The organism is Actinomycetospora sp. C-140, assembly GCF_054796175.1.
This window is the reverse complement of record NZ_JBTWNF010000002.1, coordinates 290,647-310,338: the sequence shown is the minus strand read 5'-3', so window position 1 is coordinate 310,338 and position 19,692 is coordinate 290,647. Positions and strand designations below refer to the sequence as shown.

Annotated in this window: 22 protein-coding genes; 12 read left to right on the top strand and 10 right to left on the bottom strand. The window is 72.4% G+C overall.

Annotated features, from left to right (window positions below):
- Positions 1-269 precede the first annotated feature (269 nt).
- A complete protein-coding gene (locus ACR9E3_RS04500; RefSeq protein WP_460378864.1) occupies positions 270-497 on the top strand; it encodes a DUF2188 domain-containing protein in 228 nt (75 codons plus the stop codon).
- A 107-nt stretch (positions 498-604) separates the two neighbouring features.
- Positions 605-886: a hypothetical protein gene (locus ACR9E3_RS04495; RefSeq protein WP_460378863.1), complete on the top strand. Its 282-nt coding sequence runs from the start codon at positions 605-607 to the stop codon at positions 884-886.
- 140 nt (positions 887-1,026) lie between these two features.
- On the opposite strand, the gene ACR9E3_RS04490 is transcribed toward ACR9E3_RS04495, so the two are convergent.
- Complete coding sequence (locus tag ACR9E3_RS04490) at positions 1,027-1,761, bottom strand: tyrosine-type recombinase/integrase (protein ID WP_460378862.1); 735 nt, start codon at positions 1,759-1,761, stop codon at positions 1,027-1,029.
- Between the two features lie 133 nt (positions 1,762-1,894).
- Here ACR9E3_RS04490 and ACR9E3_RS04485 point away from each other — a divergent pair, with 133 nt between their 5' ends.
- Positions 1,895-2,023 carry a hypothetical protein gene (locus ACR9E3_RS04485; RefSeq protein ID WP_460378861.1) on the top strand — a complete coding sequence of 43 codons (129 nt, stop codon included), beginning with the start codon at positions 1,895-1,897 and terminating at the stop codon, positions 2,021-2,023.
- Positions 2,024-2,026: 3 nt separating this feature from the next.
- Here the strand turns inward: ACR9E3_RS04485 and ACR9E3_RS04480 are convergent, their stop codons facing one another.
- The 5 genes from ACR9E3_RS04480 to ACR9E3_RS04460 form a co-directional block, all read right to left on the bottom strand.
- Positions 2,027-2,371, bottom strand: coding sequence for a VOC family protein (locus ACR9E3_RS04480; protein WP_460378860.1), 345 nt, complete (start codon positions 2,369-2,371; stop codon positions 2,027-2,029).
- Between the two features lie 591 nt (positions 2,372-2,962).
- The gene (locus tag ACR9E3_RS04475) at positions 2,963-3,112 is read right to left on the bottom strand and encodes a hypothetical protein (RefSeq protein ID WP_460378859.1); all 150 of its coding nucleotides are present in this window, start codon (positions 3,110-3,112) and stop codon (positions 2,963-2,965) included.
- Between the two features lie 30 nt (positions 3,113-3,142).
- Positions 3,143-3,400 carry a hypothetical protein gene (locus tag ACR9E3_RS04470; RefSeq protein ID WP_460378858.1) on the bottom strand — a complete coding sequence of 86 codons (258 nt, stop codon included), beginning with the start codon at positions 3,398-3,400 and terminating at the stop codon, positions 3,143-3,145.
- Positions 3,401-3,690: 290 nt separating this feature from the next.
- Complete coding sequence (locus ACR9E3_RS04465) at positions 3,691-3,870, bottom strand: YegP family protein (RefSeq protein WP_460378857.1); 180 nt, start codon at positions 3,868-3,870, stop codon at positions 3,691-3,693.
- Positions 3,871-3,991: 121 nt separating this feature from the next.
- Positions 3,992-4,411, bottom strand: coding sequence for a limonene-1,2-epoxide hydrolase family protein (locus tag ACR9E3_RS04460; RefSeq protein ID WP_460378856.1), 420 nt, complete (start codon positions 4,409-4,411; stop codon positions 3,992-3,994).
- An 83-nt stretch (positions 4,412-4,494) separates the two neighbouring features.
- Here ACR9E3_RS04460 and ACR9E3_RS04455 point away from each other — a divergent pair, with 83 nt between their 5' ends.
- Positions 4,495-5,703, top strand: a complete 1,209-nt coding sequence (locus tag ACR9E3_RS04455) for an acyl-CoA dehydrogenase family protein (RefSeq protein WP_460378855.1) — start codon at positions 4,495-4,497, stop codon at positions 5,701-5,703.
- Between the two features lie 28 nt (positions 5,704-5,731).
- On the opposite strand, the gene ACR9E3_RS04450 is transcribed toward ACR9E3_RS04455, so the two are convergent.
- Positions 5,732-7,051: a cytochrome P450 gene (locus ACR9E3_RS04450; protein ID WP_460378854.1), complete on the bottom strand. Its 1,320-nt coding sequence runs from the start codon at positions 7,049-7,051 to the stop codon at positions 5,732-5,734.
- Between the two features lie 140 nt (positions 7,052-7,191).
- On the opposite strand from ACR9E3_RS04450, the gene ACR9E3_RS04445 reads away from it, so the two are divergent.
- The 5 genes from ACR9E3_RS04445 to ACR9E3_RS04425 all read left to right on the top strand — a co-directional run bounded on the left by ACR9E3_RS04445 (position 7,192) and on the right by ACR9E3_RS04425 (position 14,843).
- A complete protein-coding gene (locus ACR9E3_RS04445; RefSeq protein WP_460378853.1) occupies positions 7,192-7,596 on the top strand; it encodes an SRPBCC family protein in 405 nt (134 codons plus the stop codon).
- A gap of 15 nt (positions 7,597-7,611) precedes the next feature.
- Positions 7,612-8,148 (top strand): metallophosphoesterase family protein, encoded by a 537-nt coding sequence (locus tag ACR9E3_RS04440; protein ID WP_460379067.1) that lies wholly within the window; start codon positions 7,612-7,614, stop codon positions 8,146-8,148.
- Positions 8,149-8,483: 335 nt separating this feature from the next.
- On the top strand, positions 8,484-11,636 hold the full coding sequence (locus ACR9E3_RS04435; RefSeq protein ID WP_460378852.1) for a glycosyltransferase family 2 protein: 3,153 nt from the start codon (positions 8,484-8,486) through the stop codon (positions 11,634-11,636).
- Positions 11,633-13,591, top strand: coding sequence for a radical copper oxidase GlxA (gene glxA, locus ACR9E3_RS04430; RefSeq protein ID WP_460378851.1), 1,959 nt, complete (start codon positions 11,633-11,635; stop codon positions 13,589-13,591). Before ACR9E3_RS04435 ends, glxA begins: the two co-directional genes overlap by 4 nt.
- A 262-nt stretch (positions 13,592-13,853) precedes the next feature.
- A complete protein-coding gene (locus tag ACR9E3_RS04425) occupies positions 13,854-14,843 on the top strand; it encodes a glycoside hydrolase family 6 protein (protein ID WP_460378850.1) in 990 nt (329 codons plus the stop codon).
- 62 nt (positions 14,844-14,905) lie between these two features.
- On the opposite strand, the gene ACR9E3_RS04420 is transcribed toward ACR9E3_RS04425, so the two are convergent.
- From ACR9E3_RS04420 to ACR9E3_RS04410, 3 genes are read right to left on the bottom strand one after another with little or no spacing between them, the layout of a single operon-like run.
- Positions 14,906-15,760, bottom strand: a complete 855-nt coding sequence (locus ACR9E3_RS04420; RefSeq protein ID WP_460378849.1) for an NAD(P)-dependent oxidoreductase — start codon at positions 15,758-15,760, stop codon at positions 14,906-14,908.
- A gap of 9 nt (positions 15,761-15,769) precedes the next feature.
- Positions 15,770-16,351 (bottom strand): peroxidase-related enzyme, encoded by a 582-nt coding sequence (locus tag ACR9E3_RS04415; RefSeq protein WP_460378848.1) that lies wholly within the window; start codon positions 16,349-16,351, stop codon positions 15,770-15,772.
- Between the two features lie 17 nt (positions 16,352-16,368).
- The gene (locus ACR9E3_RS04410) at positions 16,369-16,878 is read right to left on the bottom strand and encodes a hypothetical protein (protein WP_460378847.1); all 510 of its coding nucleotides are present in this window, start codon (positions 16,876-16,878) and stop codon (positions 16,369-16,371) included.
- 148 nt (positions 16,879-17,026) lie between these two features.
- Here ACR9E3_RS04410 and ACR9E3_RS04405 point away from each other — a divergent pair, with 148 nt between their 5' ends.
- The 3 genes from ACR9E3_RS04405 to asnB all read left to right on the top strand — a co-directional run bounded on the left by ACR9E3_RS04405 (position 17,027) and on the right by asnB (position 19,671).
- Positions 17,027-17,365 carry a DUF3024 domain-containing protein gene (locus tag ACR9E3_RS04405; protein ID WP_285651065.1) on the top strand — a complete coding sequence of 113 codons (339 nt, stop codon included), beginning with the start codon at positions 17,027-17,029 and terminating at the stop codon, positions 17,363-17,365.
- Positions 17,362-17,979 (top strand): NUDIX hydrolase, encoded by a 618-nt coding sequence (locus ACR9E3_RS04400; protein WP_460378846.1) that lies wholly within the window; start codon positions 17,362-17,364, stop codon positions 17,977-17,979. Before ACR9E3_RS04405 ends, ACR9E3_RS04400 begins: the two co-directional genes overlap by 4 nt.
- 123 nt (positions 17,980-18,102) lie before the next feature.
- The gene (gene asnB / locus ACR9E3_RS04395) at positions 18,103-19,671 is read left to right on the top strand and encodes an asparagine synthase (glutamine-hydrolyzing) (protein ID WP_460378845.1); all 1,569 of its coding nucleotides are present in this window, start codon (positions 18,103-18,105) and stop codon (positions 19,669-19,671) included.
- Positions 19,672-19,692: the final 21 nt, after the last annotated feature.

The window sequence follows — 19,692 nt, the reverse complement described above, 5'->3', positions numbered from 1 at the left end:
TGAAAGTTTGCTGAGTGGGGTTGACGTTCGAGATCGACGCTGGATAGCGTCGGTCGTGCACGCAGCGTTAAGGTTTGCGAGACTGTCAGGGAGGTACGTGCATGGCTCGGAACTCAGGCCGCGGGTATCGGATCGGTGCCGTGAGACGGCGTAGCCAGGTCCTGAACCCGAGGACTCGGCGATGGACGACACGCGGGCCAGACGGCCGACTGATCAATGGCAAGTCGGACACCAAGCCCTTCAGGGGCGTGCGGAAGGAGCGGTAGGTCATGGTCGAGAACCGCAAGAAGTACTGGGTCAGTCCGAACGGGACCCTGTGGGTGGTCACCCACGACAAGCAGCAACTCTCGCGCCACATCACGAAGCAGGAGGCGGTGACCGCGGGCCGCAAGGTTGCCCGGGCCAACGCACCGAGCCAGCTGCTCATCATGAGGGGAGACGGCACGATCGAGGACGAGAACACCTACCTCCTCGACCCGTACCCCCCGCGCGGCTAGAGCTGATCGACCGAGGGACCACGCCGCTGATACCGGCGTGGTCCCTCGGCCAATCGCCGCTGACGCTATCCGTAGTTGAACCCCATCGCATACAGGAGGTCTGTTCTGTGGCTCCCTCGTCCTTCAAGTTCACCAAGGGTGGTCTGGAGCGCGCGGTGCGCGAGGCCGCTCGCGATGGCGTCCAGCGTCTCGCGGAGCGCTTCCAGGCCGTGCTCGACGAGGTGCTGGCGACGCACGCCGGCCGTCCGGTCGACGAGGTCAAACCTGTCCTCCAGGCTCGATGGCGCGCGGTCAATGATGGTGCGGACCTCACTGATCCCGAGCTGACCCAGTATGCGCAGGCATTGTCCGATGGCCAACGGGTCGTCGTGCGTGCCGAAGACTTCTGACCCGATCTTTCCTAGGCCGTGACCAGGCCGTCGGAGGCCGGGGAGGGCCGAGCGGAGCTGAGAAGTGCCGAGCAGCTCCGACCCAGGTCGGGGCAGGTGCACACGGAGTCGGCGCAGGTCGCCGACGACCCGCGACAGATCTACGACATCTTCGAGGGCACCGAGCAGATCCAGCAGCTCGTCATCGCCCGCGCCATCTCGGGCCGCCACATCGCCTGAGCGGGTTCGGACGCATCGACGCTGGTCACGAGGGCTGTCTCGTGATCAGCGCCGGCCCCGAGCACTGCGTCCACGGCCTGGCGAGCGCGGGCGTGGCTCGACGGCACGAGGTGGGTGTAGGTCCGGAGCGTGAAGCCGGGGTCGGCGTGGCCGAGGTACTCGGCGACCTCGATGATCGAGACGCCGCCAGCCAGGAGCGTCGAGGCGTAGAAGTGCCGCAGGGCGTGCATGCCGTCGGTCCGCGGTGCGTAGGCCAGTCCGGTCGCCCGGAACGCTCCGCGCCACATCACCTTGTTGAAGTGATCGCCCGAGTGCGGCTCGCCCCGCTCGTTCGAGAGCAGGAGCTCGGCCTCGACGGTGCGCCCTTCAGGCTCCAGCCACGGCAGCCGGACCTGCGCCGGCGGGAAGGACCGGAGATGCGTCGCGATCGCGGCGCGGACCTCGTCGGGCAGCGGGACGGGGCGGGACTTGCCTCCCCTGGGCGGGGCGAAGACCAGCTGACCGCGGATGATCCGCAGTTGCCGAACGACGTGGACGACGGCTTCAGCGGTGTCGAGGTCACCAGCCGAGAGCCCGAGCACCTCCCCCTGGCGCAGGCCGAGCCCGGCCCCGACGTCGGCCGCCAGCCGCCACCGCTTGGCCAACCCGTCCTGCACGGCGCGGACTCGTTCCAGGGGCCACGGCACGACGCGGTGGGTTGAGCGGCGGGGCTTCTTGATGCTCCGTGCCTGACAAGGGTTGTCACGAATGAGCTTGTCCTCGACCGCAGCGCCCATGATCTAAGAGAGGGTGTCGAAGCGCCGGTCCCCGAACATCCGGTACTGGAACGAGCCCGGCAAGGGCGGCCACTTCGCGGCGTTCGAGCAGCCGGCGTTGTTCGTCGACGAGGTCCGGTCATTCTTCCGGCTGGTCCGCTGATGGTCACCCGTACTCGGTAAGCGGCTGGCTAAAGATCAACAAGTGCCCATCGGGTGTCCGTACGTTGAAGTCGCGCATCCCGTAGGGCCGGTCAGCCAGTGGCTCGACGATGTCGGCGCCGCGGGCGCGCAGCTCGTCGTGGCAGGAATCGACGTCGTCCACGACAACCGTCACCCTGGCCGGGCCGACGCTGCTTTCGGCGTACAGGTGGAACTCGGCGGTGTCGCGGATCACGGCCGCGTAGCTAGGTGGGGTCTCCCAGGTGAATATGGTGTCGAATCCGAGCACGTCCGTGAAGTACGACCGCGCTGCCTGCACATCCCGGCATGGCAGCACGGGAACCGCCATCCGCATGACCATTCCGTCACTTTACTCACAGAGGCCGTCGACCGCCAGGAGCGCATAGGCGTGGCCGTCACCGCTTACCGAGAGGTCCTGTGACCGGGCTGCCGAATTGACCTCTCATCAGTCAAGGCGGCGCCTCCGGCGCCGCGAGCCGGCCACGGCCTTCTGGCCCTGGCCTCCCGCTCCGCTTCGGCGGGCCGGGGGCCGAGGCCAGCTCCAGGACCCGGAAAACCAGCGCTGACTGGCAAGAGGCAACGGCCACGACGACCTGGAGCCATGGATAGATGGGATCAGACCTGGCGCGTACTTCGAGAGTGGACCGATGGTCAAGCGCAATCAGAACGACTTGCTGCGCAGCTGGTGATGAGCGAACGCTTCACCAACGTCGATCCTTCGCACCCTCTTGGTGGGCCTGACCGTGGTGGTGACGCCGATGCACGGCGAGGTGACGCGACGTGGGTGATGGGAGTCTACTTTGCGCGGAAGCAGCTTCGATTCAGTCGTGTGAGAAAGAAGTTTGCTTCCGATCTGGCCGGCGTCCGCGCCAAGAAGGCCGACGGCTTCATTTCTGTCACCAATCGAGAGCTGACTCTCTCAGAACGCCAACACCTTCGAGGGTGAGCTGGATCGAAACCAGTGGAGTTGATTCATTGAGAGCGAGCTGTGGTCGGCGACGAAGCCAGCAAGATCGACGACATCTTCGAGGGCACCGAGCAGATCCAGCAGCTCGTCATCGCGCGCCATCAGCGGGCGGCACATCGCCTGAGCCCGGTCCTACGGCTCGCTGTGCCGCCAGGGGCCACGCGGGTGCGGGATCGCCACGGGATGGTGGCGGGCGATCCGCACGTCGGCGTGGTGCTCTCCCGCCGCGGAGAGATCCCGCCGCCGGCGGTCGGCCTCGCGGTGGGCCATGGCCAGCGGGTACGGGCCGTACGCGTCGCGGAAACGTCCCGCGCGGTCGGCGACGACCACGAGGTACTCGGCGGAGCCGTCGCGACGGTCCCCGTTCCTCGGATGAGCCTGTCCGTCCATCCACTCCCCCCGGCGGACCGGCCACGATGGTGTGGACATCGTCCAACGGGCCCCACCGTGGGTCCGTGCGCACCGCTCGGATACGGCTGCACGGGTGACGGGCAGTGGATATACCCGCCGACGGGGTGAAGGGAACAACCGGTCGTGCGCAACCTGCGTTTGATCGTTAGATTCGTCGCTCGGCGGACAGGACGGTGCGTCCGGTGTCCGTCGGCGACCACTCGGACGGGTGACACCCGGCCGGACCGCGAGGCGGGTCCGGCCGGGCGCCGAGCCCGGCGGTCATCGCCTCAGCTGGCCTCCTCGATCGGGGCGCCCTGCGCGGCCTTCTGGACGGACTCGCAGCCCTTCTTGGCCGCGGCCCGCGTCTCGTAGGCCTCGCCGGACGCGACGATCTGACCGTTGCTGGCCTTGAGGCGGAACCGGAACTTCCCGGCCTTGTCCTCGTACACCTCGAACTTCCCCGCCATGACGTCCCCTCCGCTCGGTGCTGAACGTGCCGGTCGAGGGCGGACGCTAGCGCGAACGGGCGCATCGTGGGGGTACCGAGCGGGCGGCGTGTGGCGCCGTGGGCTGCGACGACGCGGCCGCCTACGACCGGCGCACCAGCGACACGAGCGCCCGCCCCGCCCCGGTGATCAGCGCGCCGGTGACGGCGGCCCAGTCGAAGTAGTCGCGCCACAACGTGATCCGCCCGTCGTGCACCTCGAACGTGCCGCACACCCAGAACGACGTCCGCAGGCGCCCGATCTCGATGGTGTCCGTGCGCTCGGTCAGCACCACCGGGCCGTCGGCGGCCACGCGGTGGTTCTCGGCGCCGAAGCCGGTGGCGCGCGCGGTGAGCATCCCGAGCACGCGCCGGGTCGCGGCGATCCCGCGGGCGGGCGGCAGCGACACGTTCTCGTAGACGACCGCGGGGTCCAGGCGAGCGCACGCCGCGTCGAGGTCGAGGCGCTCGAGGTCGGCGAGGAAGGCGCGCACGACGGTCGCGGGATCGGTCGGATCGGTCAACGGAGCACTCCCGGGTGGCGTGGCGATCGCGGCGACGGGGAACCGTGCCCGCCGTAACCACCGTGCCAGGCCAGGGAGCGCCGATGACCGCCGACAGCAGCGTGGACAGCGACGGTCCGCTCACCGAGGCGCTCGGGACGGACTTCTTCTCGGTGCGCCGCCGCTTCACCGACGCGCAGTGGGACACGTTCATGGCCGTGCGCCGCTACGTCGACCGCGTGGTGAGCCCAGCCGCGCCCGCCGCGTGGGACGCCGCGGAGATGCCGTGGGAGGTCATCAAGGGCCTGCCCGAGCTGGAGGTCGTGGGCGACGACATCGAGGGCTACGGGTGCCCCGGCCACGACCCGCTCACGAGCGGCCTCGTCGCCATGGAGCTCGCGCGCGGCGACGGCAGCCTCGCCACCTTCCACGCCGTGCAGTCGGGCCTCGCGATGAAGTCGATCGCCATGCTCGGCTCGGAGGAGCAGAAGCAGGAGTTCCTGCCGGCGATGGCGCGGCTCGACCTCGTCGGCGCCTTCGGGCTCACCGAGCCCGAGCACGGGTCGGACTCGGTGTCGCTCGAGTCGACGGCCCGCCGCGACGGGGACGACTGGGTGCTCGACGGCCGCAAGCGCTGGATCGGCAACGGCAGCATCGCCGGGCGCACCGTGATCTGGGCGCGCGACACCGAGACCAACACCGTGCTCGGGTTCCTCGTCGACACCTCCACGCCCGGGTACGACGCGGAGGTCATCCCGCGCAAGGGCTCGATGCGTTCGGTGTGGCAGGCCGACATCCGCCTCGACGGGGTGCGGGTCCCCGAGCGCGACCGTCTCCCGGGCGCGGAGAGCTTCAAGGACACCGGCCGCGTGCTGGCGACCACGCGCGGGACCTGTGCCTGGATGGCGCTCGGGCACGCGACCGCCGGCTACGACGCCGCGCTGCGCTACGTCATGGAGCGCCACCAGTTCGGGCAGCCGCTGGCCGCGTCGCAGATCGTGCAGGAGCGGCTGGTGCAGATGCTGGCCGAGCTGACCGGCATGCAGCTCTACTGCATGCAGATCGCGCGGCTCGCCGAGGACGACGACCTGGCGCCGACGATCGCCGGGCTCGCCAAGATGAACAACACCCGCAAGGCACGCTGGGTGCTCGCGCACGCGCGCGACCTGCTCGGCGGCAACGGGATCCTGCTCGACAACCACGTGATGCGGCACATGGCCGACATCGAGTCGATCCACACCTTCGAGGGCACCGAGACCATCCAGACCCTCATCGTGGGCCGGGAGATCACGGGGTACTCCGCGTTCACCTGAGGCACGGCGGGCGCCAAGCCCGAGGCCGTCACCGCGCGGGAGCGACCGCCGGCTCGAGGCGCACGGGCATCTCGGCGTACCCGCGCAGGATGCGGGTCGAGCGCCGGCGCGCGGGGCCGGCCGGGGCGAGCTGCGGATGGCGCTCGAACAGCGCGCGCAGGGCCACCTCGCCCTCCATCCGCGCGAGCTGGGCGCCCAGGCAGAAGTGCGGGCCGCTCGAGAAGGCCAGGTGGTCCTTCGCGTTCGTGCGGGCGACGTCGAAGGTCGCGGGGTCGTCGAACACCCGCGGGTCGCGGTTGGCGCCCGCCAGCACGGTGACGACGAGTCCGCCCGCGGACACGGGGACGCCGGCGACCTCGGTGTCGGCCGTGGCGCGGCGCGCCGTGCGCTCCACGGGCGGGTCGAAGCGCAGGATCTCGTCGACGGCGGTGGACCACCGCTCGGGCTCGGCGGCCAGCCGTTCGCGCTGCTCGGGGTGCGCGAAGAGCTGGGCGGTGCCGTTGCCGATGAGGTTGACGGTCGTCTCGAAGCCCGCGGCCAGCACGAGCAGCGCGGTGGACACGAGCTCCTGCTCGGTCAGCCCCGTGCCGTCGTCGTCGACCTGCGTGACGATGCTCGAGAGCAGGTCGTCGCCGGGCTCGCGGCGCAGCCGGCGCAGGTGCTCGCGCATCCAGTCGTTGAGCGCGGCGAGGTGGCGCTCCATCGACGCGTGCGCCCGGCGGGTGAGGCCCATGTCCAGCGACGTGGCCGCGCCGTCGCCCCACTCCAGGAACTGGTCGCGCATCGAGGTCGGCACCCCGAGCATCTCGCTGATGACGGTGACCGGCAGCAGGCTCGCGTAGCGGGCGACGAGGTCGACGGTCTGCCCGTCGCGGGCCGCGCGGTCCATGTCGTCGAGGAGCTCCTGGGCGACCTCGCCGGTCCGCTCGCGCAGCGCGGCGACCCGCTTGGCGGTGAAGGCGCGGCTGACGAGCTTGCGGTAGCGCGGGTGGTCCGGCGCGTCGACGGCGAGCATCGAGGGCGGCTCGATCGGCCCGGGGTTGCGGGGCGGACCGGCGAGGGCCAGGGCCGCCTTGGCCGGCCCGGGCACCACCGACGTGGGGTTGGTGACCCCGAAGTCGTCGCTGCGCAGGACCGCCGTCGCGACGTCGTGGTGCACGGTCATGCGCGCGAACGCGCCGGGCGCGAAGGGATAGGACGCCCGGATCGCCTCGTAGTGGGGAAACGGATCGGCCTGCATGCCGGGGTCGAGCAGCAGGCGGGCATCGGGGTTGCCCGCCCGGACCTGGCGGCGGATCGCCGCGCGCATCAGCCCGTGCGTGGCGCCCCAGCGCAGGGTCGTGCCCACCGAGCTGGACCTGACGGCTTCCGACAGCGACACGGCGACCTCCCGCGGTCGATCGGTACGTGGACGTACCGGGTGCTCGCCGAAACCATACTCGGAGTATGTGTTCGTCGTCCAGGCCCGTCGCGGGTACGTCCACGGCCGTGCAGACGACGCTGCGGGCGACCGGTCCGCTCCCCGCCGACCAGGCGTGGGAGCGCTACGCCGACCTCGACCTCTGGAGCCGGTGGGCGCCCCAGATCACCGGGGTCGCGGCGGAGCACCGGCGCCTGCGGCCCGGCCTGCGGGGCACCGTCCGGGCGGCGGGTGTCGTCGGGCTGCCCTTCGAGGTCACGGCCGTCGACGAGGCGGCCCGCACATGGTCGTGGCGGGTGCGCGCGGGACCGGTCACGCTGCACCTCGACCACGGCGTCGAGGACGCCCGCGGCGACGACGGGCCGCGCGTGCGGTCGCGGACGTGGCTGCGCACCACCGGCCCGGCGCCCGTCGTCCTGCTCTACGCGCCGCTCGCGCTCGTCGCCCTGCACGCGCTGCTGCTGGAGCGCTGAGACCCGATGGCACCCGTGCGTCTCCTGCTCACCACCGACACCCACCTCACGCCCCGCTACCCGAACCGCGAGCTGCCCGCCGAGCTCTGGGAGCGGATCGACGCCGCCGACGTCGTCGTGCACGCCGGCGACTGGATGGACCCGGAGCTGCTCGACGGCTTCGAGCGGCGCTGCCGCCGGCTCGTCGCGTGCTGGGGCAACAACGACGGCGACGACCTGCGCGCCCGCCTCCCCGAGACCGCCGTCGCCGACGTCGGCGGGCTGCGCCTGGCCGTCACCCACGAGACCGGCGCGGCGGCCGGCCGCGAGCGGCGCTGCGACGCGCGCTTCGGACCGGGGAGCGCGACGCCGGTCGACGTGCTCGTGTTCGGGCACAGCCACATCCCGTGGGACACGACGACACCGGGCGGCGTCCGGCTGCTCAACCCCGGATCGCCCACGGAGCGTCGCCGCCAGCCGGAGTGCACCTACATGACGGCGGAGATCCGGGACGGCGATCTGCTGGACGTCACACGGCACGCGCTCCCACCCGCTGCGGTGCGGCAGGACTGACGCGCTACCGTCTGTCGTCGACCGTGAACGGACGTCACGGGGCCGTGATGGCGCCTCCGTGTCCCCCGTTCGGTGGAACACGGCGCGATGTCAGCGGGTCGCGGGCCACGGATGGGGGCGGTCAACCGTCCCCCTCGGTGAGCACGGTGGGTGATGCCCTTACCGTTTCCGGGACCGATGGAACACCAGCGGTCGCACGACCGGGATGACCGGACAGGAGGACGGCACGTCGGCGGTACCGCCTCCCCGCGGGTCCGCGAGGGGTGCGACGACGACGGGAGGCTCGTGACCACTGCCGGTGCTGCGGTGTCACGAGGATCGAGACGAAACGGCCGATGACCCTTCTTGCCGAGCGACCCCCGGACGAGGTCGACGAGTCGGAACTCGTCGTCGGCCGTCGTATCCAGGAGTTCTCTCAGCTCGCCGGGCCGATCCGCGAGCCCGATCCGGCCGACGGCCCGTACCGCGTCGCCTACCGCGGCGTGGACGCCGTGCACGGCAAGGGCCGGGTGGCCCGCTCGCTGCTCGTCGCCGGCCTGAACTTCGCCTTCGAGGCCCTGTTCTTCCTCTGGCTGCTGCACCCGTCACACCGGCCGCCGGTCATCGGCTCGACCTTCGCGATCTACGCGAACTGGGTCGTCATCGGCTCGATCGGCCTCATGGAGCTCCTGCGGCTGATCAACGTCTTCTCCCTGTCGCTCGCGTCGGTGATCAGCCGCGACCCGGTGCCGGTCCCGCCCGAGCCCGACCGGCGCATCGCCTTCCTCACCACGATCGTCCCCAGCAAGGAACCCATCGACGTCGTGCGCGGCACGCTGCAGGCGGCGCTGCGCATCCAGTACGACGGGATCCTCGACGTCTGGATCCTCGACGAGGGTGACGACCCGGACGTCAAGGCGATGTGCCGCGAGCTGGGGGTCAACCACTTCACCCGCAAGGGCATCGACAAGTACAACCAGCGCAAGGGCGCCTACAAGGCGAAGACCAAGCACGGCAACTACAACGCCTGGGTCGCCGAGCACGGCGACTCCTACGAGGTGTTCCTGTCGGTCGACCCCGACCACGTGCCGCTGCCCAACTACGCCGAGCGCATCCTGGGCTACTTCCGCGACCCCGACGTCGCGTACGTCGTCGGCCCGCAGTGCTACGCGAACGACGAGACGTTCGTGACGCGCGCCGCGGAGTCCCAGCAGTTCCCGTTCCACTCGCTGATCCAGCGCGCGGCCAACCGCTACAACGCCGCGATGCTGGTGGGCACCAACAACGCCATCCGCATCAGCTCGCTCAAGCGCATCGGCGGCCTGTCCGACTCGATCACCGAGGACATGGCCACCGGGCTGAAGTTCCACACCCGCCGCAACCCCGACTCCGGGCGCCGGTGGAAGTCGGTCTACACGCCCGACGTGCTGGCCGTCGGCGAGGGCCCGTCGTCCTGGGGCGACTTCTTCTCCCAGCAGATGCGCTGGTCGCGCGGCACCTTCGAGGTGCTCCTCAAGGAGATGGTCTTCCGGCTGCCGCGCCTGTCGCCGGGCCGCGCGCTGCACTACATCCTCATCACGACCTTCTACCCGTCGATGGCGATCGGCTGGGTGCTGGGCGCGGTCAACGCCTGCCTCTTCCTGGCCCTGGGGGTCCAGGGCGTCGTCGTGCCGGTGCAGCTCTGGCTCGCGCTCTACGTGGACGCCACCGCGTTCCAGCTGTGGGTCTACCTGCGCAACCGGCGGTACAACGTCAGCCCCTACGAGGCCGAGGGCTCCTCGGGCGTCAAGGGCATGCTGATGTCGATCTTCGCGGCGCCGATCTTCGCGGCCTCGCTGATCGCCACGCTGCTGCGCCTGCCGGCGCGCTTCGTCGTCACGCCGAAGGGCCTGTCGTCGAGCGCCGACCACATCCTGACCTTCCGGCGCCACCTGCAGTGGGCGGCGCTGCTGGTCGGCGCGATCGTGCTCGCGATCCTGCAGGGCTACGCGACCCCCGCGGTCCTGCTGTGGCCGGCCGTGGCGCTGGCCGCGTGCCTGGCGCCCCCGATCCTCTGCCTCGTCGAGCGCATCGTCGGGCGGCAGCCGGCGATCGAGTCGGTGCCCGTGCTCGCGGACGGCCGCTCCGGGGTCACCACCGAGTCGCTCGAGCGGGCCGCGCTCGACGCGCTGCTGGCCGCGGGCAGCACGACCCGGCGCTCCCCGATCCCGGAGGCGATCGCGGCCGGCGATCCGGCGTTCGCGCCGGTCGGTGCCCCGCGTCCCGCGGTCGCGCTCGACGGCGACCTGCCCGCGGGCTGGGTGCGGACGTCCTCGCTCTCCCGCCGCGGCGCCGACGAGTCCTCCCCGTCTCCGCGTCCCGCCGACGGCCGCCCCTCGCCGGCGCGCCGCCCGTCGCCGGAGAAGGGCGTCGACCCGGCACCGTCGCCGGTGCCGCGCAACCGCCCCTCGCCGGCGCCCCAGGGCCAGCCCCAGCCGGGCCAGCCGGGTCAGCCCCAGCCGGGTCAGCCCCAGCCGGGCCAGCCGGGTCAGCCGGTTCAGCCCCACCCGGGTCAGCCGGGTCAGCGGCCCGGGCTCCGGCCGGTGCCCCAGCACGCCGCCCAGCAGCCGCCGTCGCCGCAGCCGAAGGCGCCGCAGGGTCCGCAGCCGCAGGGTCCGCAGGGTCCGCAGGGACCCCAGCCGCAGGGACCGCAGGGTCCCCAGCACCAGGGGCCCGCGGCGCCGGGCGGTCCCGGCGCGCCGCAGGGCCCGCAGCCCGGCCGGCACACCGGACGCCGGCCGGGCCCCGGTCCCGCCGACCGTCCGGCCGCGCCGCCCGCCGGCCCCGCACGTCCCTCGCCCACGCCGGGCGCCCGGCCTCGCCCGACGCCGACCCCGCGTCCCGGCCCCGCTCCGTTCCCGCCCCCGGGCCACCCCGCCGAGCGGCCGGCGGCGGCCGAGCAGCCGGGTCAGCCGGGTCAGCCGGGTCAGCCAGGTCAGCCCGGCCAGCGCCCGATCGCGCCCGCGGCCGAGCAGCAGGGTCCGGCCCGGCCGGGCGCTCCCCGGCCCGAGCCCCGTCCCGACCGTCCGGACGACCGCCCGGACGCCCGCCCCGGGATCGTCCCCGAGGGCGGACGACCGACCCCGTCGCCGTCCGCGCGCCCGGACACGGGTGTCGAGGGGCGTCCTGCGCCCGCACCGTCGCCCACACCGTCGCCCACGCCGCGGCCCACGCCCCGGCGTGAGCAGCCACCGACGCCGATGCCGGCGGCCGCCGAGCACGCCGCGGCGAACGGTACGAACGGGACACCAGGGGTGATCCCGGTCTCGGCAGGGTCTAGCATCAGTAACGAATCGGCAAAGCGGCACGACGGACGAGACGGTGGGACGCGCGCGTCCGATGCCGTCTCGCTCAACGCCCCGACGGTCGCGGTCCGCGTGGTGGCGCTGGCCGCGGTGGCCGGCCCCTCCCGACACCCCGGTGCCGAGGTGCCGCCGGAGACCGAAGGGCGACGAACGGAGGCGAGTTGATCGAGCAGGGGCTGACCAGACGGGTCAAACGCTTCCTGCTCCTCATCGTCGTCCCGGCGGTCATGCTCGGCGTGAACGTGCCGCCGGCCTGGGCCTGGATCACCGAGCTCCGCCACCAGCGGCTGATCAACAGCCAGGAGTACAAGCAGCAGTACGGCAAGTGGGACGTCGTCGAGGTCCCCGACGACCAGAAGGTCAACGCGATCCACGCCGCGGTGCTGCCGACCGGGCGCATCCTCCTCATCGCCGGTTCGGGCAACAAGGAGGACATGTTCAACGCGGGGACGTTCAAGAGCCTCGTGTACGACCCGGCCACCGGGCGCAGCCGCGTCATCCCGACACCCGACGACATGTTCTGCGCCGGGCACACCTTCCTCGCCAACGGCAACCTGCTCATCGCCGGCGGGACCCAGCGCTACGAGCGCCTCGACGGCGCGGTCACCCACGCCGCGGGCGGGCTGACGGTCAAGAACGAGAACCCGGACGCGGCCCCGCAGAACTTCCCGGCGGGCACGGAGTTCCGTTCGCCCGAGGGCCTCGTCTACCGCGCCACGCACCCGTTCGTCGTCCAGCCGGCGGCCAAGACCGCCACCCGGCGCGGCGCCACGGTGACGGCCAGCGAGACCGTCGTGTTCGCCGAGGCCGTCGACGTCGGCGCGCAGTACATCGCCGTCGGGCCGAAGCAGTACACGATCAACGGCGTCCCCGCGGCCGAGGCGCAGAACCTCTACGCGCTGGGCCAGGCGATGACCCTGGAGAAGCAGGACTACCAGGGCATCGAGCAGAGCTACGAGTTCAACCCCTTCACCGAGACCTACGAGCGCGTCGGCGACATGGTCTTCAAGCGGTGGTACCCGACGCTGACGGGCCTCGCGAACGGCAGCGTCATCTCGGTGTCGGGGCTCGACGGCACCGGCGAGATCCTCAACGGGCAGAACGAGATCTACGACCCGGCGACGCGGCGCTGGACCGAGCGCAAGGACCTCACGCAGTACTTCCCGAGCTACCCGGCGCTGTTCCAGACCGCGCGGGAGAACGTCCTCTTCTACTCCGGGGCGAACGCCGGCTACGGGCCGGCGGAGCAGGGCCGTGTGCCCGGGTTCTGGAACCTGCGCACGAACCTGCTCACCCCGGTCCCCGGCATCCGCGACCCCGACCTGCTGGAGACGGCGGGCTCGGCGTGGGTCGGCCCGGTGCAGGACCAGCGGATCGCGGTGGTCGGCGGCGGCGGGGTCGGCGAGAGCCCGCGCTCGACGGGCCGGATCGACACCATCGACCTCGACGGCCCGAACCCGACCTGGCAGCCGGGCCCGTCGCTGCCCGAGGGCACCCGCTACCCGAACCTCACGACGTTGCCGGACGACTCGCTGCTCATCAGCAACGGCTCGCGGGACTACCGCGGCAAGGGCGCCTCGGACAACCACAACGCCCGCATCTACCGACCGCAGACCAACACGCTCGACTACGCCGCCGATCCGCAGGTGGGTCGCAACTACCACTCGGCGGGCCTGCTGCTGCCCGACGGCCGGGTGATGACCGTGGGCTCCGACCCCCTGTTCAACGACGCGGCCGGCACGATCCCGGGCACGTTCGAGCAGCGGATCGAGATCTACACGCCGCCGTACCTGTTCCGGGGTCAGCAGCCGACCATCGCCGACGCGCCCCAGACCGTCGCGCTCGGGCAGACGGTCGACGTCGCGACGCCCGACGCCGCGCGCATCGCGAGCGCGCGCCTCATGGCGCCGATGGCGTCCACGCACGTCACCGACACCGGGCAGCGCTCCATCGCGCTGGACCTGCGGAAGCGCGACGGCGCCGTGTCGGTGACGGTGCCCGAGGACCGCACGATCGCCCTGCCCGGCCGCTACATGCTCTTCCTCGTCGACGACCGCGGTGTCCCCTCCACGGCCCGGTGGGTCGACGTGCCGGCGGCCGGCGAGGCCGAGGCGGCGTGACCCGTGTCGCACGCGACCGGGTCCCCGACGCGCCGGGACGGCGGCGACGCGCGGTGGGCCGCCGAGCGGACAGCTCGCCGCGGTGGGCGGTTCATCCCCCCACAGAGGCGCTACGAACGCACCTGAGAGCCTGACTCCGGATGGCCGAGAGGCCGCGAGCAGGACGCGAGAAGGCCGGACGACACGACCGAGCGGGACGGAATCGATGATGCAGGACCAGGACACGCACCGCGGGGCCGGACCGATGACGAGGACCAGGCTCATGGCGGGCGCGCTGGCCGCGATCGCCGCGCTCGGTCTCTCGGCCTGTGGCGGCGGCGAGAGCGGCGGAGGCGGCGGAGGCCAGGGCCCGGCGGTCCCGCCGGCCGCCTCGGAGTTCTTCGTCGACCCGTCCTCGGCGGCCGCCAAGCAGATCGAGCAGTGGCGCGGCGAGGGGCGCACCCAGGACGCGGCGGCGCTGGAGAAGATCGCCCGCCAGCCCGTGGCGATCTGGCCGACCGGCGAGCAGGGCGGCGTCGAGGGCGAGGTGTCGGGCGTGATGTCGCAGGCCCGCGCCGCCGGCCGGACCCCGGTCCTGACGGCCTACAACATCCCCAACCGCGACTGCGGCCAGTACTCCAGCGGAGGCGCCGAGAACGAGGGCGCCTACCGCGACTGGCTCGGTGCCTTCGCCCGCGGGATGGGCGGCAACCGCGCGGTCATCGTCCTCGAGCCCGACGCCCTGCCCCAGACGCTGACCAACTGCGAGGGCGAGGGCCAGCAGGAGGGCCGCGAGGAGCTGCTCTCCGAGGCGGTGCGCACGCTCTCGCAGGCCGGTGGCGAGGTCTACATCGACGCCGGCAACCCGGGCTTCGTCACGGACGTCGGCAAGCTGGCCGACGGCCTGCGGAAGTCGGGTGTCGAGCAGGCGGCGGGCTTCGCGCTGAACGTCTCGAACTTCATGAACACCGACGAGGTGCGGGCCTACGGCGACCGGGTGTCCAGCCAGGTGGGCAATGCCCGCTACGTGATCGACACCAGCCGCAACGGCAACGGCGACTACAACGGCCCGGACCAGCCGACGTGGTGCAACCCGCCCGGCCGCGCCCTCGGCACCCCGCCGACCCGCGACACCGGCTCGCAGCGCGTGGCCGCGTACCTGTGGGTCAAGGAGCCCGGTGACTCCGACGGCGACTGCCGCGGCGCCCCCACGGCCGGCGACTTCTGGCCCCAGTACGCCCTCGAGCTCGCCAACAACACCCCCGGTGCCTGACGGCATGTGAGCACTTCGGAGTGCTGGGGCACTCCGAAGTGCTCACATGCGCGAAGCGCACCTCAGTAGGCGTGCCAGACCGCGGCCATGTCGTCCGCGCCGTGACCGGCGAGCGAGGCGGCGGCGCCCCGGTCGCGCATCGAGCGGGCCAGCGTCGAGTCGGTGCCGTGGTCGTCCATCGCGGCGATGATGAGGTCGAGGTCCTTGATCATTCCGTCGAGCTCGAACGACGGCGTGAAGTCCTCGTCGATGATCGCCTTGCCCTTGAGCTGCACGTAGGGCGCGTCGACGGCCTGGCCCGCGACGGCGTCGAGGAAGGCCTGCGGCTCGAGACCCAGCGCCTTCGTCAGCGCCATCGACTGGGCGATGCCGTTGACCATCGTGCCGACCCAGGCGTTGACCGCGAGCTTGAGCCGGCTGCCCTGCCCGGTCTCCTCGCCGACCCACTGGGTCGCGCTGCCGACGGCGTCCAGGACCGGCGCCACCTTCTCCCGCAGCGACGAGGGCCCGGACGCGAGGATCACGAGCTTCCCGTTCTCGGCGGGCGCCTTGGTGCCGATGACCGGCGCGTCGACGATCGCGACGCCCTTCTTCTCGGCGAGCGCGGTCAGGCGCCGCGCGCCCTCGATGCCGACCGTGCTGGTCTGCAGCCACACCGCGCCCTCGCGGGCGGCGTCGAGGGCGGAGTCCATGACGTCGACGACGGACTCGGTGTCGAACAGCATGGTGATCACGACGTCGGCGGCGGCGACCGCCTCCGCGGCCGAGTCCGCCACCCGGGCCCCGTCGTCGGCCAGGGGCTTCGCCTTGTCGGGGTTGCGGTTCCACACCGTGACCTCGTGGCCCTCGCGGAGCAGGCTGCGGGCCATCCCCGCGCCCATGATCCCGATGCCGAGAACGGCGACGCTTGAGCTCATGTCCGCCGCCTACCCCCGCGCCTGACGGCCCATGCCGAAGAACTCGGGGTTGGGCTTCAGCGCCGTGAGGTGGGCCAGGCGGTTGGACATCGCGAACAGCGCGGTGATCGCCCCGACGTCCCAGATCTCCTCGTCGGTCAGGCCGGCGTCCCGCGCGGCGTCGAGGTCGTCCCCGGACAGCGACGCGGAGTCCAGGGCCAGCGCCAGGGCCAGGTCGACGATGGCGCGCCGGCGCGGGTCGAGCGCGGCGCCGTAGGGGTTGATGCCGACGTGGTCGGCGAGCTCGGGCTCCTTGCTGCGGATCCGCAGGATCGCGCCGTGGGCGACCACGCAGTACGTGCAGTGGTTGGCGCCGGACGTCGCGACGATGACGAGCTCGCGCTCGGCCTTCGACAGCGGGGACTCCCGCTCCATGAGCGCGTCGTGGTAGTCGAGGAACGCCCGCAGCTCCGGGGTCCGGTGCCCGAGGGCGCGGAAGATGTTCGGCACGAAGCCCGAGCGCTCGGCGATCGCGCCGACGCGCTCGCGGAGGTCGTCGGGCAGGTCGTCGAGCTCGACGACGGGGAAGCGGCTGATGGGCTCGTCGGTCACTCCCGGGACGGTAATCCTCAGCCCGGGGGACGGAAGGTGATCCCGCAGCGCTCCTGGGTGACCTGCTGGATGCGGGTCACCGCCGGTGTCGCCTCCTGCTGGAGGCGCGCGAGCGTGGCGCGGTCGATGCGCGACGGGTCGCCGCCGGTCGCGGCGAGGGAGTCCAGCGCCTGGTTCGTCAGCGACTGCACGGTGCGCCACTCGCCGGCGAGCTCGGGCGGGGCGGCGGCGACGAGGTCGGCGACCTGGCGCCGGGCGGCGTCCGAGGACGCGGGCACGCCGTTCTGCCCGGCCCCCGGCGCGGACTGCTCGGCCTGCACGCGGGTCACCGTGTCGCAGTACTGCCGCACGGCGGGGTCGGGTGTCGCGGGCGCGGCCGACGCGGCCGGGGCGCTCGACGCGGCGGGATCGGTCGGCGGTCCACCGCCGCAGGCCGCGACGCCGAGCGCGAGACCCGCGGCCGTGACGGCCGTGGCCACCGAGGTGGCGACCCGCGCGCGCCGATCGAGACCCGTCCCAGCGCCCACGCCCGCTCGCCTCCCAGCACCCGTTGCGGTCGGCGCATCGTGACAGGCGCCCGGGGTCACCCGGAGGGCGGGTCGCCCGTCCGGGCTCGTCCACCAGGTGCTGCGGGCCACTCCCGGCCGGCGGGGCGGCCGTGTCAGAGTGAGCGCCGTGGACGTCCCCGAGGAGCACCGCGCGCTCGTGCGGCAGTGGTGCGCGCGCCGTGTCCCGGAGGGACAGCGCGACCAGGTGCGCATCTCCTACACCGAGCGCGCCGGCCGCATCACGCTCTCCGCGCGCCGCGCGCCGGTGTTCCCCGAGCTCGGGACGGGCTGGACCACCGAGCCGATCGCCCAGCTGCGCCTCGTCCCCGACGAGGAGCGCTGGATCCTGCTCTGGCCGGACTCGAGCGGCCGCTGGCACCGCTACCCCGACGAGTCGAAGGCGAGCTCGCCCGCGCCGCTGCTCGACATCGTCGACGCCGACCCGACGGGCATCTTCTGGGGATGACGCACCCCTCCGCGGCGGAGGTGGCCGCGCGCGTCCGCGGCCACGACCGCGACGACCGGCGCACCGCCCACCGCCCCGACCTGCGCGCGGCGGCGGTCGCCGTCGTCGTGCTCGACGACCCCGGCCGCGGCCCGGGCGTGCTGCTCACGCGTCGCACGTCGCGGCTGCGCGACCACCCGGGCCAGTTCGCGCTGCCGGGCGGGTCGGTCGACCCCGGCGAGGACGTCGTCACGGCCGCGCGCCGCGAGCTCGACGAGGAGCTGGGCCTGCGTCTCGGGGACGACACCGTGCTCGGCCTGCTCGACGACTACCCGACGCGGTCCGGGTTCGTGATCACCCCGGTGGTCATGGCGGCGCCGGGCGCGGTGGCCGACCTGCGGCCCTCGCCCGACGAGGTCTCCGAGCTCTTCCACATCACGCTCGACGAGCTGGACGTCGACCCGCTCTTCCACGCGATCGAGGAGTCCCCCCGCCCGGTGGTGCAGATGCCGCTGGTCGGGCACTTCATCCACGCCCCGACCGCGGCCGTCCTGCTGCAGTTCCGAGAGGTCGCCCTGCACGGGCGGACCACCCGCGTCGACGGCCTCGAGCAGCCGGTGTTCGCCTGGCGCTGATCCGGGGGCGGATCGTTACAGGGCAGTGACGCATGCGACGGATCGATGCGCGCGTGGGCGAGGGGTGGTTATCTGGAATGTGCTCTACGGCCTGTCCGTGGTCCAGTCGAGAACACTGAGGATGTGGGACGCACCGTGTGCGGAATCGTCGCGGCGTACGGAGACATCGACCCCGAGAAATGCGAGCGGATGCTCGCCCGCATCCACCACCGAGGACCGGACGACACCGGTCGGGTGCACCTCGACACCGCGTGGCTCGGCCACCAGCGTCTCTCGATCATGGACGTCACGGGCGGCAAGCAGCCGATCGCCGACGACACCGACTCCGCGTACGTGGTCGGCAACGGCGAGATCTACAACCACGAGGACATCCGCGACGTCCTCTCCGAGGTCCGGTTCGCGACCGACTCCGACACCGAGTCGGCCTTCCGCCTGGTGCTGCGTGACGGCTCGGCGGCCCTGCACGAGGTGCGCGGCATGTTCGCCCTCGCGATGGCCCACACCGACGGCCGCGGCGCCGTCGCCCGCGACCCGATCGGCATCAAGCCCCTGTACTGGGCCCGTCTCGACGGCGTGACGCTCTTCGCGAGCGAGCTGCGCGCCTTCGACCCCGAGGACCAGCCGGCCGTCGAGGCCTTCCCGCCCGGGTACGTCTGGACGCCCGGCGTCAACGGCGAGGACGTCGCCGAGGGCGCCATCGTCCGCTTCGCCGACGCCGTGCCGGTGGAGGTGCGCCCGGCGCGCTACGCCCCGGACAAGCAGTGGACCGAGGAGGACCTCGGCCACATCCGCGACGTCCTCTCCGACTCCGTGCGCCGCCACATGATGAGCGACGTGCCGGTCGGGGTGTTCCTCTCCGGCGGGCTCGACTCCGCCATCGTCGCCGCGGTCGCCGCCAAGGTGGCCGACGAGAAGGGCGAGCGCCTGCCGACGTTCGCCGTGGGCACCGAGGGCTCGGGCGACCTGCTCGCCGCGCGCGCCGTCGCCGAGTACCTCGGCACCGACCACCACGAGATCGTCCCGACCGCCGACGACCTCGAGTCGGCCCTCGACGAGGCCGTCACGGTCATCGAGCACTTCGACCCGGCGCTGGTGCGCTCCGCGGTGCCGAACCTGCTGCTCGCCCGCGAGGCGGTGAAGCACGTCAAGGTCGTGCTCACCGGCGAGGGCGCCGACGAGCTGTTCGCCGGCTACGAGTACGTGCACGCCGAGGAGTACGGGACGCCGGACGCCCTGCAGGCCGAGCTGGTGCGCTCCATCGAGATGCTGCACGAGCTCAACCTGCAGCGCTGCGACCGCACGACGATGAACTACGGCCTCGAGGCCCGGGTGCCGTTCCTCGACGCCACCGTCATGCGCGAGATGCTCGCGATCCCGGCGGAGTGGAAGCTCAAGATCCACGACCGCACCGAGAAGCAGCTGCTGCGCGAGGCCTTCGACGGGATGGTGCCGCACGACATCATCTGGCGCGGCAAGGAGCAGTTCGGCGACGGCTCCGGCGCCAAGGACGTGCTCTCCAAGCTCGTCGAGAAGGAGAAGGCCAAGGAGGGCGCGCAGGACGCGGAGCCCCCGACGGTCGAGCACGGCTGGGCGCTGCGCAGCGACGAGGAGATCGCGTACTACCGCACGTGGCACCGCTCCTTCGCGGGCGTGCGCCCCGACCGCACCCTCGGCGCGTTCGCCACGGCCTGAGACCTCGTCCGGAGGTTGAGG